Annotated in this window: 11 protein-coding genes; 5 read left to right on the top strand and 6 right to left on the bottom strand. The window is 69.8% G+C overall.

The features are described from left to right. Positions 1–29: 29 nt before the first annotated feature. Positions 30–1697, top strand: coding sequence for an amidohydrolase family protein (locus tag ACGGCP_RS06235; RefSeq protein WP_392962052.1), 1668 nt, complete (start codon positions 30–32; stop codon positions 1695–1697). A gap of 74 nt (positions 1698–1771) precedes the next feature. Here the strand turns inward: ACGGCP_RS06235 and ACGGCP_RS06240 are convergent, their stop codons facing one another. The 3 genes from ACGGCP_RS06240 to ACGGCP_RS06250 are packed head-to-tail and all read right to left on the bottom strand — an operon-like array spanning position 1772 to position 4959. Continuing rightward, entirely contained in the window at positions 1772–2608 is an 837-nt protein-coding gene (locus ACGGCP_RS06240) for a carbohydrate ABC transporter permease (RefSeq protein WP_392961799.1), read from the bottom strand. 3 nt (positions 2609–2611) lie between these two features. Then, the gene (locus tag ACGGCP_RS06245) at positions 2612–3598 is read right to left on the bottom strand and encodes a carbohydrate ABC transporter permease (RefSeq protein WP_392961802.1); all 987 of its coding nucleotides are present in this window, start codon (positions 3596–3598) and stop codon (positions 2612–2614) included. Then, the gene (locus ACGGCP_RS06250) at positions 3595–4959 is read right to left on the bottom strand and encodes an ABC transporter substrate-binding protein (RefSeq protein ID WP_392961805.1); all 1365 of its coding nucleotides are present in this window, start codon (positions 4957–4959) and stop codon (positions 3595–3597) included. Before ACGGCP_RS06250 ends, ACGGCP_RS06245 begins: the two co-directional genes overlap by 4 nt. Positions 4960–5074: 115 nt before the next feature. On the opposite strand from ACGGCP_RS06250, the gene ACGGCP_RS06255 reads away from it, so the two are divergent. From ACGGCP_RS06255 to dgoD, 3 genes are read left to right on the top strand one after another with little or no spacing between them, the layout of a single operon-like run. Continuing rightward, complete coding sequence (locus ACGGCP_RS06255; protein ID WP_392961808.1) at positions 5075–6310, top strand: ROK family protein; 1236 nt, start codon at positions 5075–5077, stop codon at positions 6308–6310. A 9-nt stretch (positions 6311–6319) separates the two neighbouring features. Then, positions 6320–7057, top strand: a complete 738-nt coding sequence (locus tag ACGGCP_RS06260) for an SDR family NAD(P)-dependent oxidoreductase (protein ID WP_392961811.1) — start codon at positions 6320–6322, stop codon at positions 7055–7057. Positions 7058–7089: 32 nt separating this feature from the next. Next, a complete protein-coding gene (gene dgoD, locus ACGGCP_RS06265) occupies positions 7090–8235 on the top strand; it encodes a galactonate dehydratase (RefSeq protein WP_392961814.1) in 1146 nt (381 codons plus the stop codon). Positions 8236–8314: 79 nt separating this feature from the next. On the opposite strand, the gene ACGGCP_RS06270 is transcribed toward dgoD, so the two are convergent. Next, positions 8315–9073 carry a hypothetical protein gene (locus tag ACGGCP_RS06270; protein WP_392961816.1) on the bottom strand — a complete coding sequence of 253 codons (759 nt, stop codon included), beginning with the start codon at positions 9071–9073 and terminating at the stop codon, positions 8315–8317. Between the two features lie 41 nt (positions 9074–9114). On the opposite strand from ACGGCP_RS06270, the gene ACGGCP_RS06275 reads away from it, so the two are divergent. Then, entirely contained in the window at positions 9115–10254 is a 1140-nt protein-coding gene (locus ACGGCP_RS06275) for a DNA recombination protein RmuC (RefSeq protein ID WP_392961819.1), read from the top strand. A 133-nt stretch (positions 10255–10387) separates the two neighbouring features. Here ACGGCP_RS06275 and ACGGCP_RS06280 read toward each other — a convergent pair whose 3' ends face one another. Together ACGGCP_RS06280 and ACGGCP_RS06285 are read right to left on the bottom strand one after the other, a co-directional pair. After that, on the bottom strand, positions 10388–11350 hold the full coding sequence (locus ACGGCP_RS06280; protein ID WP_392961822.1) for a 4-hydroxy-3-methylbut-2-enyl diphosphate reductase: 963 nt from the start codon (positions 11348–11350) through the stop codon (positions 10388–10390). Between the two features lie 141 nt (positions 11351–11491). Next, the gene (locus ACGGCP_RS06285) at positions 11492–12697 is read right to left on the bottom strand and encodes an RNA-guided endonuclease InsQ/TnpB family protein (protein ID WP_392961825.1); all 1206 of its coding nucleotides are present in this window, start codon (positions 12695–12697) and stop codon (positions 11492–11494) included. Positions 12698–12785: the final 88 nt, after the last annotated feature.

A 12785-nucleotide genomic window follows, 5' to 3' on the forward strand; every position in this document is an offset into this window, starting at 1 on the left:
CAGTTGAGAGGGGACGCCGAGTGGCCGAAATGGACATCGTGATCCGAGGGGCCGAGGTCGCCGACGGGACCGGCGCGCCCCGCTTCAACGCCGAGGTCGGGCTCAAGGACGGCCGCATCGCGGCGCTCGGCGCCGAGCGCCTGGACGGGAAGCAGGTGGTCGACGCGGGCGGCCTGGTCCTCTCCCCCGGGTTCATCGACATGCACGCCCACTCGGAGCTGGCGGTCCTCGCCGACCACGACCACCTCGCGAAGCTCGGCCAGGGCTGCACCCTCGAAGTGCTCGGCCAGGACGGGCTGTCGTACGCACCCGTGGACGAGACGACCGCTCCCCAGATGCGGGAGGCCATCGCCGCCTGGAACGGCCGCCACGACGTCGACTACGACTGGCGCACGGTCGGCGAGTACCTCGACCGCCTCGACCGGGGCATCGACGGCCGCGGCATCCCGACCAACGCCGCCTACCTGGTCCCCCACGGGACCGTGCGGATGCTCGCGATGGGCTGGGAGGACCGCGAGCCCGCGCCCGCCGAACTCCACACCATGAAAGCCCTTGTCGCCCAAGGCATGGAAGAGGGCGCGTTCGGGCTCTCGGCCGGGCTGAGCTACCCGCCGGGGATGTACGCGAAGACCATTGAGCTAGTCGAACTGTGCAGGGTGGTCGCGGGCTACGGCGGCTACTTCAGCCCCCACCAGCGCAGTTACGGCGCGGGCGCGATGGAGGGGTACGCCGAGATGATCGAAATCGGTCGCGACTCGGGCTGCGCGCTGCACCTCGCGCACGCCACCCTGAACTACGGCGTCAACGAGGGCCGGGCCGCCGAACTCCTCAAGCTCGTCGACGAAGGGCTCGACGAGGGCCTGCCGATCAGCCTCGACACGTACCCGTACCTGCCGGGCATGACCATGCTGGCGGCGCTGCTGCCGAGCTGGTCGGTCGCCGGGGGCTACGGGGCGCTGAGCGAGCGGCTGCGCGACCCAAACCTGCGGGCCAGGATCCGGCGCGAACTCGACGTCGAGGGCACGGACGGCGCGAACGGCGTCCCGGTCGACTGGTCGCGGATCGAGATCGCCGGGGTCGCGCGGCCGGAGCTGCGGGGCCTGGTCGGCCGGCGGGTGAGCGAAGCCGCTGGGACGCAAGGGCCTTCGGAGTTCTTCCTGGACCTCATCGAACGCGACGAATTCGGCACCGCGTGCCTCATGCACGTGGGCAACGAGGAGAACGTGCGCGCGATCATGCGCCACGGCGTCCACACCGGATCCACCGACGGCGTCCTCGCGGGCGACAAGATCCACCCGAGGGCGTGGGGCTCCTTCGCCCGCTACCTCGGGCACTACACGCGGGAGCTCGGACTGTTCACTGTGGAGGAGTGCGTGGCGCACCTCAGCGGCCGGCCTGCTGCGACCTTGGGGCTCAAGGACCGGGGTCTGGTCAAGGAGGGTTTCGCGGCCGACCTGGTCCTGTTCGACCCGGAGACCGTGGACGCGCGGGCCACGTTCGCGGAGCCCCGGCAGCAGGCGGCGGGCATCCCGTACGTGTTCGTCAACGGCCAAGCCGCCGTCGACGAAGGGCGACGCACCGAAGCCCTTTCAGGCCGCGCAGTCCGCCGCTCCTTACCGTTGCCGCTCTTGCGAAACGCCGCGCCTAGAAAGCGCCACCCCCGGCGAGCACGGAGGGGCGGCGGCATGGAGGCTTGACCCCGTCTTCCATGCCGCCGCCCCGGTCTTGCACCGGCGCCCCGCCGAGACGAGGTCGGAACGCCGGACACCTTTTACTTCAGTCCGGAAGTGGAGAAGCCCTGCACGAAGAACCGCTGGAAGAACAGGAACATCAGCAGCACGGGCAGGATGAACATGGTGGAGCCCGCCGCGAGCAGGTTCTGCACGGGGAAGCCCTTCTCGTTCACGTATCCGGCGGTCATCATGACCGCGAGCGTGGTCCGGTCCGAGCTGAGCAGCAGGCTCGGCGCGATGTAGTCGCCCCAAGCGGCGGTGAAGGTGAGCACCATGCACGCGGCGAGGACGGGCCACGACTGCGGGATGAAGATCCGCCAGAAGATGCGCACGTGCCCGCAGCCGTCGAGGATCGCGGCCTCCTCCAGCTCCTTCGGCATCCCTGAGAAGAACTGCCGGAACAGGAAGATCATGTACGCCGCGCCCGAGAGGCCCCACAGGATCCACGGCACGTACGTGTCGACCAGGTTCATCTTCGCGAACATGAGATAGGTCGGGATGAGCGTGATGATGCCGGGCATCATCATCGTCGAGATGAGCAGGCCGAACCAGAACTTCTTGCCCGGAGCGGAGAGCCGCGCGAACCCGTACGCCATCCACGCCGACGACAGGGTGGTGAGCACGGCCGAGAGCGTCGCGATGATGAGCGAGTTCCGGGCGTAGCCGAGGAAGTCGATGAACGTCAGCGCGTCGATGTAGTTGTGCCACTGCGGATTCGCGGGGAACAGCTGGACCGGGAAGACCGACAGCTCGTCCGGGGCCTTCAGCGAGGTGAGGATGAGCCAGCCGAGCGGGCCGGTGAAGATCACCGCGAGCACGATCAGGGCGACGTAGAGGGCCGTGACGCGGGCGCGGCGGGCGATGGTCTCGGTCATGTCCTAGCCCTTGCCTTCCGAGGGGTCGACGCCGCCGTAGAAGACCGCCCTGTTGCCGATCTTGAACACGATGCCGGTGATGAGCAGCACGAACAGGAACAGCACCCACAGGAGCGCCGAGGCGTATCCGAAGTGGCTCTTGGCGAAGTACTCGGCGTAGACGTGCACCATGAAGAAGTAGTTGCCCTCGGGCACGGCCGTGACGGCGGCCGCGCCGTTGACGGGCGCGAGCAGCAGCGAGGGCACGAACACCTGCAGCGAGCCGATCACACCGGTGACGACCTGGAAGAAGATGATCGGGCTGAGCAGCGGCAGCGTGATCTTGAAGAACGAGTAGACGGGCCCCGCTCCATCCACTTTGGCGGCTTCGAGGAGTTCGCGCGGCACGTCCTGGAGGGCGGCGAGCGAGACGATCATCGAACCGCCCACGCCCCACAGGATCATGAAGATCAAGACCATGCGCACATACGGGTCGGCGAGCCACGAGACCGGCTCCCCGCCCGCGGATCCGATGGCGGCGTTGGCGAAGCCCGCGTTCTTGTCGAAGATGATCTTGAACGTCAGGGCGGCGGCCACGCCGGGCACGACGGCAGGCAGGTAGAACAGTGCCCGGAACAGCGCCCGGCCCCGGAAATCGCGGTTGAGCATGACCGCCATCGCCAGGCCCGCCGCGACGCCCGTGGGCACGGTCGCGAGCATGAAGACCATGGTGCGCCCCAGCGAGGCGATGGTCTGCTGGTCCTGGAAGACCCGCGCGTAGTTGTCGAGGCCCACATAGGACCAGTTCGGGGAGAGCCCGTCGGTGTTGGTGAGGCTCATCCAGAACGCGTAGCCGAGCGGGAAGATCGTCAGCAGCACGAACCCGATAATCCATGGCCCCACGAACAGGTAGAACGTGCGGGGGCGCTGGCCCGCCCGGCCGCGCCTGCCACGGCGCGGCCGGACGGTCCCGGGGGGAGCCTCCCGCGACGCTTCGAGCGTTGCGGTCACTTCACGAGCTCCTTGCCTTCGGCCAGCAGGGCGTTCATGTCGGTGTTGAGGGTGTCGGCGAGCGACGCGGCGGTCGCGTCGCCGTCGATCGCGTCGGGCAGGTACTGGTTGAGGACCGCGTCGAGCGCCTCGACCTTGACGTACGGGGTGAACGACAGGACCTTGAAGTACTCGGCCTCGGCCTCCTGGGTCGCCAGCGCCTGGGCCTGCGCGGCGGTGCCGGTGGGGAGGTCGGCGCGCAGGGACATGAGGCTGGGCATGCCCCAGCCTCCGGCGGCGCGCTCCTTGGCGGGGTCGCCGCCCATGAACCACTCGAAGAGCTGCCAGGCGGCGTCGTGGTTCTTGGAGGCCTTGGGGATCCAGTAGCCGGTGGCGCCGTAGCAGGGGCTGATGCGCTCGGCGCCCATGGTGGGGGCGGGGGCGAGGCGGGACGTCTCGGCGAGTCCGGCCTCGGCGGCGATCGCGCCGCCGAACCAGTAGCCGGACCAGGACATGGCGAGGCGGGAGGTCTGGTAGGGGGGCCAGTCCCAGCCGTCGGCGTTGGGTTCGACTGGGCTGAAGCCGACGCGGGCGCGGGCGTACTCGAGGTACCAGGCGAGGGCCTGCTGGCCTTCGGGAGAGGAGAAGTCCACTGTGCCCAGGTCATCGGAGAAGAGGCTGCCGCCGGCCGAGGCGACCATGTTGGTGAGGCCGAGGAAGAGGCCGAGGCCGCCCGCGGAGAGGCCGTAGACGGAGACGGTGTCGCCGTCCTTCTGGGTGAGTCGCTTGCCCATGTCGAGCCATGCGTCGTAGGTGACCGGCTCGGTCTCGGAGGGGTAGGCGACGCCGGCGGCGTCGAAGAGGGCGGTGTTGTACCAGAACATGGCGTCCTGGGAGTAGTCCTTGGCCATGCCGTAGCGGGGGCCCTGGCCTTGGACGGAGCCGTCGAAGCGCCACACGTCGTTGACGGGGTCGATGTCGTCCTCTTTGAGCAGTTCGCTCTTGGCGAAGTAGTCGTCGAGGGGGAGGGCGAGGTCGCGGGAGACGACGTAGGGGGTCTCGACCGCGCCGAGGCCGCGGACCAGGTCGGGGGCGGTGCCGCTGGCGAGCATGGCGGTGAGCTTGGTCGGGTCGACCTCGACGCGCTTGATGGTGACGCCGAGTTCCTTCTCGGCGTTCTTGAGGAACTCCGGGCTGAACTCGTTCTCCGGGGCCATGATCGTGAGGGTGTTCTTGCCGCCGCCCTCGCCTCCGGCCGAAGGGGCGCAGGCGGAGAGGGCTCCGGCGCCGGCCGCCGCCGCCGCACCGACGGCCGTGCCGCGCATCAGGTTGCGACGGGTCAGTGCCTTCGAAGACAACGCCGTCCCGAGGGATTCACGCATGGGTTTTCGCCTTTCAAAAGGGGTACGAAAAGTCTGTGGACGAAGGCTAGCCGCCCTCACATAAGTACGTCAAGAGTCTTGACACAGATTTATGAGCGGGTTGTATGATCGGCGCATGCCCCGGACGAAGAGCGGTTCCCTCCAGTCACTGCGCCGGGCGAACCAGGAACGGCTGCTGACCCTCTTGCTGCGCAAGGGACCCACGCACCGCGCCGAACTCGCCCGCCGCGCCGACCTCTCGCGCACCACCGTGTCGACCATCGTCACCGAACTGATGGCCCGCGGCCTGGTCATCGAGCAGGACGGCGACCCCGACGGGGACGGCCGCGCGAAGGAGGCGCTCGCGGTCAACCCGGGCGCCGCGGTCGCGCTCGGCCTCGACTTCACCTTCGACCACGTGTGGGTGCACCTCTCCGACCTGGCGCACAACGAGATCGCGGGCGCGGGCCGGGCCGTGGACCCCGACCTGGGCTGGGCCGAGCGCATCGACGTGGCCGCCGACCTCCTCGACGGCCTCATCGCCGAGCACCGGCTCGACCGGGGCCGCATCGTCGGCGCGGGCGTCGGCCTGCCGGGCCCCATCGAGAAGGCCACCGGGATCGTCTCGACGTCGCTGCCCGACCAGCCGTGGTCCCACGTGCACGCCGCCGACGAGTTCGGCGAACGCCTCGGCCTGCCCGTCGCGATCGAGAACAACACGCGGCTCGAGGCCGTCGCCGAGGCCTACAGCGGCGCGGGGAGGGGCGTGCGCGACCTCATGTACGTGGGCCTGTCCAGCGGCATCGCGACCGGGCTCATCCTCGACGGCCGGGTCTTCCGCGGCGCCGTGGGCGCCGCCGGGGAACTCGGCCACACGTCGATCAATGTGGACGGACCGGCGTGCCCGTGCGGCAACCGCGGCTGCCTCGTCCTCCACGCGGGCATCCCCGCCGTCCTCAAGGCGCTGCGACCCCACCTGGGCGCCAAGGCGACCGTGGAGGACGTGCTCGCCGCGGCCGCCGCGGGCGACCGCGCCTGCGAAGGCGTCCTCGCCGATGTCGGCCAGATGACCGGCCGCGTCCTCGCCAGCCTCTGCAACCTGCTCAACCCCGAGCGCATCGTCGTCGGCGGCGAACTCGCCCGCGCGGGCGAAGTGCTCCTCGACCCACTGCGCACCGCGATCCGCCGGTACGCGCTGACGCTCGTGCGCGAAGTCGACGTCGTCCCCGCCGCCCTCGACCTCGGCGCCCGCGCCGGAGCCGTCGGCGGCGCGGCCCTGATCCTGCGCGAACGCCCCGGCCTCGCCTCGGCCCTGGTCGACCTCACCGAACCGGAACCGCAGGGCGGCAAACCAACCGGTTACCAACGGTAGGGTCGCCCCATGAAACGATTCGAAGGCAGAGTCGCCGTCGTCACCGGCGGCGCCATGGGCATCGGGGCCGCCACCGTGCGCCGCCTCGCGAGCGAAGGCGCGGCCGTGTACCTCGCCGACGTCGACGACGCGGCGGGCGAACGGCTCGTCGCCGACGCCGAAGGCACCGTCCACTTCGTCCACTGCGACGTGGCCAGGGCCGACCACTGGGAAGCCCTCGCCGCCCAGGCCATGGAGCATTACGGGCGCGTCGACACGCTCGTCTCCAACGCCTACACGCTCCGCTTCGGCGCGGCACACGAACTGCACGAGGCCGACTGGGGCCACGTCCTCGACGTGACCCTCAAGGCGACCTACCTCGGCATGGCCTCGCTCGCCGAACCCCTCACGGCCACAAAAGGATCCGTCGTCGCCGTCTCCTCGGTCCACGCGCACGCCTCCATGCCCGGCTTCACCGCCTACGCCGCCGCCAAAGGCGGCCTCAGCGCGCTGGTGCGCCAGCTCGCCGTCGAATACGCCCCGGCCGTGCGCGTCAACGCCGTCGCGCCCGGCCCGATCCACACCCGGCAATGGGACGGCGTCGACCCCGCAGGGATAGCCGAGGAGGCCGGGCGCACCCTCGCCGGGCGCCTCGGCCGCCCGGAAGAGGTCGCCGCCGCCATCGCGTTCCTCGCCTCCGACGAGGCGGGCTACATCACCGGGGCCGAACTCCCGGTCGACGGCGGCCGACTCGTCGGGCTCACCTGACCGCCCCACCTCCACCACAGATAGAGGCTCCCTTGAACATCGCCAGAATCGAGACCTTCTTCGTCCGGCCCCGCTGGCTCTTCGTGCGCGTCGAGACCGACGACGGCCTCGTCGGCTGGGGCGAACCGATCGTCGAAGGCCGCGCCGAAGCGGTCGCGGCCACCGTGGAAGCGCTCGCCGACAGGCTCATCGGCGCCGACGCCACCCGCATCGAAGACCACTGGCAGGTCATGACCAAGGGCGGCTTCTACCGCGGCGGACCCGTCCTCTCCAGCGCCGTCGCCGGCATCGACCAGGCCCTGTGGGACCTCAAGGGCAAGGCCCTCGGCGTGCCCGTCTACGAACTGCTCGGCGGCGCCGTGCGCGACACCGCCCGCGTCTACACCTGGATCGGCGGCGACTCCGCCCAGGCGCTCGCCGAAGACGCCCTGCGCGCCAAGGCGAACGGCTTCGACGCCGTCAAATGCAACGCCTCAGCGCAGATCGGCCACATCGAGACCGCCGCCCAGGTGCACCGCATCGTCGACCAGTTCGCCGAACTCCGCGCCGCCGTCGGCGACGACTTCGACTTCGCCATCGACTTCCACGGCCGCTTCTCCACCGCCATGGCCCGCCGCGTCCTGCCGCTCCTGGAGCCCCTCTTCCCGCTGTTCGTCGAAGAAACGGTCCTGCCGGAGTTCTCCCGCGACCTGCACGCGGTCACGTCGAGCACGTCCATCCCGATCGCCACCGGCGAACGCCTCTACTCCCGCTGGGACTACCGGGACGTGCTCCCCACCGGGATCGCCGTCGCGCAGCCCGACCTCTCCCACGCGGGCGGCATCTCCGAGGTGCGGCGCATCGCGGCGATGGCCGAGGCCTACGACGTGGCACTCGCCCCGCACTGCCCGCTCGGGCCGATCGCGCTCGCCGCGAGCCTCCAGGTCGACTTCGCTTCCCCGAACTTCCTCATCCAGGAGCAGAGCCTCGGCATCCACTACAACGAAGGCAACGACCTGCTCGACTACCTCGTCGACCCGGCCGTGTTCGCGTTCACCGACGGGCACGTCAAGCGCCCCACCGGGCCGGGCCTGGGCATCGACATCGACGAAGCGGCCGTCCGCAAGGCCGCCGAGGACCCCCACCGCTGGCGCAACGAGGTCTGGCGCCTCAAGGACGGCTCCTTCGCCGAATGGTGACGACTCCGCACCGAAACACCTGCGCCGCAACGGCATAGCAAAGGCCCCGTCGCGATGCGACGGGGCCCTTCACGTACGCCTAGAAACCGCCGAAGTCGCCCCCGCCGAAGTCCCCGCCTCCGAAATCGCCACCGCCGGCGTCGCCGCCGCCCGCGTCCCCGGCGTCACCACCCGCGTCACCGCCGGTGTCGCCTCCGGCATCGCCGCCGCTGTCGCCGCCCTCCACCGCGCCCATCGCGTAAGCGGGGGCGATCATCGCGTCGAACACCATCATGCTGACGAACACACCCGCCGCGCCCGCCAGCGCGGGCTGCCACCACGGGGTGTTGTACCAGCCCGCGGGCACGGGACGGCCGTCGACGCGGCCGCCCGGGTAGTAGTGGCGGTTCTCGTCGCTCGGATCCGGGGAGCCGGTGTAGGTGCGGCCCTCGACCTCGGCGCGCACCGGTTCGGTGAGGGCGCCGGTGCGGCGCTGGCCGCGCATCTGGGGGATCTCGGGGCCCGGGTCCATGTCCATGGCGGTGCGGGCGGCCCGGACGTAGTGGAGGCCTTCGATGGAGGTCTCGGCGACGAGCCGGTACTGGTTGATGGTGCGCGCCGATTCGAGCTGCGATCCCGCGGCGGTGTAGCGCTCGCCCGCGTCGGCGAGGGCCTGGCCCGCGGGGAGGTTGTCACCCGGCGCGGTGAGGTTCATGGTCTGGCCGCCGAGGCGCTCGTAGAGGCGTCGCGCCTCGGCCTCCGCGTCGGCGAGTTCGGCCAGCGCCCGCTTCTTGTTCGACTGCACGACGAAGAAGATGACGAGGATCGCGACCACCAGCAGGGTCAACCACAGCTCCATGTACCGACTGTACCCGCGGCGACCGACCTAGACTGGCCCGTATGACGTGGGTCCTATTGGCGGTGGTGTGCCTGGCGGCGGGCGGTTTCGGGGGCTGGTTCGCGGGGCGGTCGCGCCAGAGCGCCGAGCTGGCGGCGGCCACGGCGCGGCTGGAGGCGGCGGCGGACAACGAGCAGCGGCTCGAGTCGACGCTCAAGGCCGTGGCGTACGAGGCGACGGACCACTCGCGGCAGGCCGTCGGGCAGGTGCTCGCGCCGATCGCGGACACGTTGGCGCGCTACGAGACGCGGCTCGGCGACGTGGAGCGGGCCCGCGTGGACGCCTACGCGCAGTTGCGGATCCAGCTCTCGGGGGTCGCGGACATCTCGGAGGACCTGCGGGAGCAGACGGGGCGGCTGCTGGGGGCGCTGCGGTCGCCGCAGGTGCGCGGGCAGTGGGGCGAGGTGCAGCTACGGCGGATCGTGGAGGCGGCGGGGATGGTCGAGCACTGCGACTTCTCCGAGCAGTTCACGGGCTCGGTGGACGGGCGCGGCGTGCGTCCCGACCTGGTCGTGCGGCTGTCGGGCGGGCGGACCCTGGTGGTGGACGCGAAGGCGCCGCTGCAGTCGTACCTGCAGGCGCTTGAGTCGGAGGACGAGGCGGGCCGGGACCAGCTGCTGCGGGTGCACGCGAAGCACCTGCGGCGGCATGTGGAGTCGTTGGCGGGCAAGGAGTACTGGCGGGCGTTCGAGGACACCCCGGAGATGGTGGTGCTGTTCGTCCCGGCGGACGCGTTCCTGGACGCGGCGCTGCGGGGCGACCCGGCGCTGCTGGAGGACGCGTTCGCGCGGGGGGTGGTGATCGCGTCGCCGGCGACGCTGATGGCGCTACTGCGGACGGTGGCGCACACGTGGCGGCAGGAGGCGCTGGCGCGGCACGCCAAGGAGGTGCACAAGCTGGGGCGGGAGCTGCACGAGCGGCTGGGCGCGGTGGCGGGGCACTTCTCGCGGCTGGGTTCGTCGCTGGAGGCGGCGGTCGGGTCGTACAACGCGGCGGTGGCGAGCGTGGAGTCGCGGCTGCTGGTGACGGCGCGGCGTTTCAGCGAGCTGGAGGTCGCGGGCGAGGCGCCGGAGTCCCCGGCGCCGGTGGTGACGCCGACGAGGAAGCCGACTTGGGATGCGGCGGAGGAGTTCCGCCCCTGAGCCTCACGGCTGCGGGCAGTCCCCCGCCCTCCCAGGGGGGCGTCCCCGGCTCAATCATCTCGCGCGGGTCCGACAGGAAACCCCGGTTCTTACCGTCGTAAGGAAAAGTGTCACCCGAAAGAGGTCGCGGGCGTTAGACGCGCCCGGCGGCCTTGAGGTCCTTCGCGAGTTCGCGCGGGAGCGAGAATGCGATCTTCTCGGTCACCGGCTCGAACTCCTCGACGCTCGCGAAGCCGCGCTCGGCGAGGTGGGCGAGGACGTCCTGCACCAGGTTGTCGGGCACCGACGCACCGGAGGAAAGACCCACAGTGGACGCGCCTTCGAGCCAGGCCTCGTCGATCTCGTGCGCGTAGTCGATGAGGTGTCCGGCGCGCGCGCCGTGCTGCACCGCGACCTCGACGAGCCGCACCGAGTTCGAGGAGTTCTTCGAGCCGACCACGAGCATCACGTCGCAGTCCGCCGCGATGTCCTTGACCACCTGCTGGCGGTTCTGCGTCGCGTAGCAGATGTCGTCGCTCGGCGGGCTCTGCAGCATCGGCAGGCGCTGCTTCAGCCGGTCGACGGTCTCCATGGTCTCGTCCACCGAAAGCGTCGTCTGCGAGAGCCACACGACCTTCTCGGGGTCGCGGACCTTGACCTGGTCGACCGCGTCGGGGCCGTCGACGAGCTGGATGTGCTCGGGCGCCTCGCCGGAGGTCCCGATGACCTCCTCGTGGCCCTCGTGGCCGATGAGCAGGATGTCGTAGTCCTCCTCGGCGTACCGCACGGCCTCCTTGTGGACCTTCGTCACCAGGGGGCACGTCGCATCGATCGCCTTGAGGCCGCGCGCGGCCGCCTGGTCGTGGACCTCGGGCGCCACGCCGTGGGCCGAGAAGACCACCACCGAGCCCGGCGGCACCTCCTCGTTCTCCTCGACGAACACCGCGCCCTTCCCGGCGAGCGTCTCTACGACGTGCCGGTTGTGCACGATCTCCTTGCGCACGTACACCGGAGCGCCGTAGAGCTCCAGCGCCTTCTCGACGGTCACCACGGCCCGGTCCACGCCCGCGCAGTACCCGCGCGGCTTGGCCAACAACACTCGCTTCGGGTCTGCCACGCCTCGATGGTATCCGGCCGCCCGGTTTCGTCACACCCCTGCTTCGTCACACCCTGCATTGACATCCTTCCCTTCCTGATGGAAGGAAATTCCCGGCTCGCCGGTCCCTTTTCAGGATCGGTCTACGGGAGGGTTCCTGGTTCAACGGGCTGCGCCGGGTTTCCCCGGTCTTACCAGCCCTCCGCAGGCGTTTCGAGTCTCCGCATGTCCTTCGGCGACCAAACGCTTACCTTCACGGCGAATATTGATCTCAGCATTCGCGTCACGGTCATGAACTGCTCCGCAGGGGCATTCCCACACCCGCACGTCGAGTCCCTGCAGGCCTTTCGGCCCCGCCAGTACCCCACATTCCGAGCACAACTGCGTCGAGGGGAAGAACCGGCCGATCCGCGTGAACGTCCGACCCGCACGAACGGCCTTCGACTCGAGCTTGGTCAGGAAACTGCCCCATGAGGCATCACGGACCGCCTTCGACGACCGGCCTCGCGCGAGGCCCTTCACATTCAGGTCTTCAACGTAGATGCCTTGGTTCTCGGCAACGATGGTCTTGACCTGCTTGTTCAGCCAGTCGTCCCGGCGGGCCCGGGTCTTCTCATGGATTTCTGCCACAGCCAGCCGGGCTTTTGCCTGGTTCGCCGAACCCCTGACCTTCCGGGACAGGGCTCGCTGCGCTTTCTTCAGTTTCCGTTCCATGCGGGCGAAGAATCTCGGGTTCTCGATCACTCTCCCGCCCCTCAGCACCGCGAAGTCCTTCAACCCCAGGTCAATGCCGGTCTCCGACTCCACATCCGGGAGCGGATCGAGGAGGTCGGCATCATCGTCGAGCGCGACGACAAAACTCGCGAAGTACTTCCCCGTCGGGGTCTTCACAACCGTCACGCTCGACGGATCTGCTGGCAGCTCCCGCGACCAGGCCACCCGCAGGTCTCCTACTTTCGCGAGGAACAAGCGGCCGTTGGGCCGCAGCCTGAAGCCGTTGCGGTTGTACCGGGCGGTCTGTCTGCCCGCCCTACGCTTGAACTTGGGCGGCCCAATCCTCGCCCCGGACCTCTTGCCCTTGAGCGAGTCGAAGAAGTTGCGGTAGGCCACATGGCAGTCCCGCAGCGCCTGCTGCAGCGGCACCGTCGACACCTCCGCAAGCCAAGCCCGCTCAGGCGTCGTCTTAGCGACCGTGATCAGCGCCCTGTCCAGGTCCGCCGTCAGGGGAAACGGCAAGCCGGCAGCATGAGCTGCCCTCCGGGCGGCAACCGCGTCGTTGTACACCGTCCGGACACACCCGAACGTCCGCGCAAGCAACGCGCGCTGCGGTGTGGTTGGGTAGACGCGGTAGGTGTAACGAAGCTGCACGGAAGGAACCGTATCTAATGGGTACGACACTCCCTCCGCTCGCAAACCCTCAGTGCGGGTTTGCGAGCGAACAACCACCCCGAATCCT

The organism is Glycomyces sp. NPDC048151 (assembly GCF_043202775.1).
Classification (GTDB): Bacteria; Actinomycetota; Actinomycetes; order Mycobacteriales; family Micromonosporaceae; genus Glycomyces.